This window comes from Gammaproteobacteria bacterium (genome assembly GCA_028817255.1).
In the GTDB taxonomy this organism is placed as follows: domain Bacteria; phylum Pseudomonadota; class Gammaproteobacteria; order Porifericomitales; family Porifericomitaceae; genus Porifericomes; species Porifericomes azotivorans.
On the sequence record JAPPQA010000173.1, the window covers coordinates 1 to 2,104 of the forward strand.

Here is a 2,104-nt window from a genome sequence, read left to right on the forward strand (position 1 = left end):
CGGGATACGCCTTCAACCCTTGCCCAACTCGTCATTTTCGTCCAGCAAATCCCGCCCGAATCCCAGCATATGCCCGTCCGGGTCCTGCATGCTGAACTCCATCAGGCCGTGTTCGCTTTGCCGCAGGGCCGACACTTCACAGCCCCGGGCGCTTAGGCGCCGGTGCAATGCCTCGACGTCATCGAGCAGAAAATACAGTTGCGCCGGCCAACCGGTGTTGATTTTCGCATTGCATCCTCTGGGCAGCCTCAGCTCGGCATTGGTTTGCATCAGCATGAAATCGCAGCTGCCGCAGGCGACGCGCGCCCACCGCCAATCGCTGAGTTGCCGGTCGCTGCTAACTCTTTGGAAACCGAGTTCGTTCTGGTAGAAATCCAGGCTTGCCTGGATGTCGCGCACGTTCAACATCGGGATCAAAGCCTCGTATTCCACGTCAGTCACGCTGGTAATGCCGGTCACGCGGCCCGTCGCACGGGCCTCAGGGATAGACGCCTTCCGAGAGCAGCAGCTGTACGCCGTCGGCGAATGGATGCCGCACTATCGCCGCGCGCTTTGCGTCGTCGCCTTTGAGCTGCCAGTCAAACCAGGCGGTAATGAAGTAGTTGCGCATCTGGTGCGGCAGAAAAACGTGCCCGCCAGCGCCTTCGGTCCACGCCGCGATGTCGTATTTTTCAGCCCGCGTCACGTCCCGTTGCAATGGCACGCGCCGGCCGCGGGCTGTTGCGCCCGGCTTCTCCGGATCCATTTCATCGTCGGATGCGGTACCGTGGCCCTGGTCGCGGAACATGATCAGCGCCTTCGCGCCTCGCGCCCGCTCGTAGGCGGCGCGGGCAATGGGCTGCGGGTTGTCCGCCGTCGGCCAAACCTGCTCAATGGCAAGCGGATACGTCTCGGCGATGTCGCCGCCGGCGTCTTCAAACCACTTCAGGTGAATGTCGCGGAACACCATATGCACGAAAGCATCGTCGGAGCCGATGACAATCATGAAATCCTTCGGCACCCCGTCCGGCAAAACCGACGCCGATTCGTTGGGAAAGCCGCCATACGGTTCCCAACGCCGGGGCAAACCGTTGTTGAAGGCGATGCCGGTGTCCACTTCGGGCAGAAACACCAGCGCCGATTGCACGGTAATGGCGCCCAGGGAGTGGCCCATCACGCCGATATGCTCGCCATCCACGGCGCCGGCGAAAAAACCGCAAAGTTCTTTTTCGATGCCGTTGATTTCCAGGGCCGCGCGACAACTTGCGGCGGTACCGCCCAGCGCCTTCATTTCACGGATAACCGCTGCCAAATCTTCGGTGCGCTGTTCGAATAATTCCGCCATCATCCGCGCGGCCTCCAGGCCGCCGCCCTTGCGCGCGGTCAAAGTGCCGGGATCGGGAAAGTCGGACGGCCGCTCAATTTCACCATCGAACCCGTACAGAAATTTCATAAAGTTTCTGAACACCGGGCTCTCCCGCGCACGCAACCGATAAGCGTCCAGACGCTCGTCATCGTTCACGGTTTTCGCAAAAAAAGAATTCGGGTCGTGAAACACCGGCGTGTCGAAACTGTCCGACGAATAGGCCAGCGTCGCCACAATGTACCCGTGGCTGGCGAGATATTCCGCCGCCCGGTTCCAGGTTCCCAGGCCGCCGCCGAGGCCGTGAATCATCACCACCAGCGGAAACTTGCCGGCGGCCAGCGGCGCGCCGATAAAGCTCTGGAAGGTGTGCCGGCGGTAAAAGGAATACAAAGGCAGGCTCGCCAGCGACTCGTCGCCCATGAACATATCCAGCGTAGTCTGGCGCCGGCCGTCCTTCGCCGCCCACAACGCCGACGGATGAATATCCGCCCGCCGCGCCACCCGCCGGCCGCTTGACGGCGACGGGTAATAAATGTTGGTGACAACGGTGCTGGGCTCGCCGCTGTCGTCAATTTTCTTCAGCAATGCCCGGTAGCTGTCGCTCTTGTAGCGCGCGCCCCAGACATCGAAAGGCCGGCTAAAATCTTTGACGAAGTTGCCGGCAACGCCGACCGCGAACGGCCCCGGCGCATAGGCTGCCGACAATGCATTGCCGGGCGCCTCCGACACACTCATGGCCGTCGTGAGGCGCAGGCTTGC

At 61.8% G+C, this 2,104-nt stretch carries 2 protein-coding genes; both read right to left on the reverse strand.

Annotated elements, in window-relative coordinates; translation table 11 throughout:
- Positions 1–12: 12 nt before the first annotated feature.
- A complete protein-coding gene (locus tag OXU43_07090; GenBank protein MDD9824919.1) occupies positions 13–459 on the reverse strand; it encodes a VOC family protein in 447 nt (148 codons plus the stop codon).
- 19 nt (positions 460–478) lie between these two features.
- On the reverse strand, positions 479–2,104 hold a 1,626-nt coding region (locus tag OXU43_07095; protein ID MDD9824920.1), incomplete at its 5' end, for a hypothetical protein.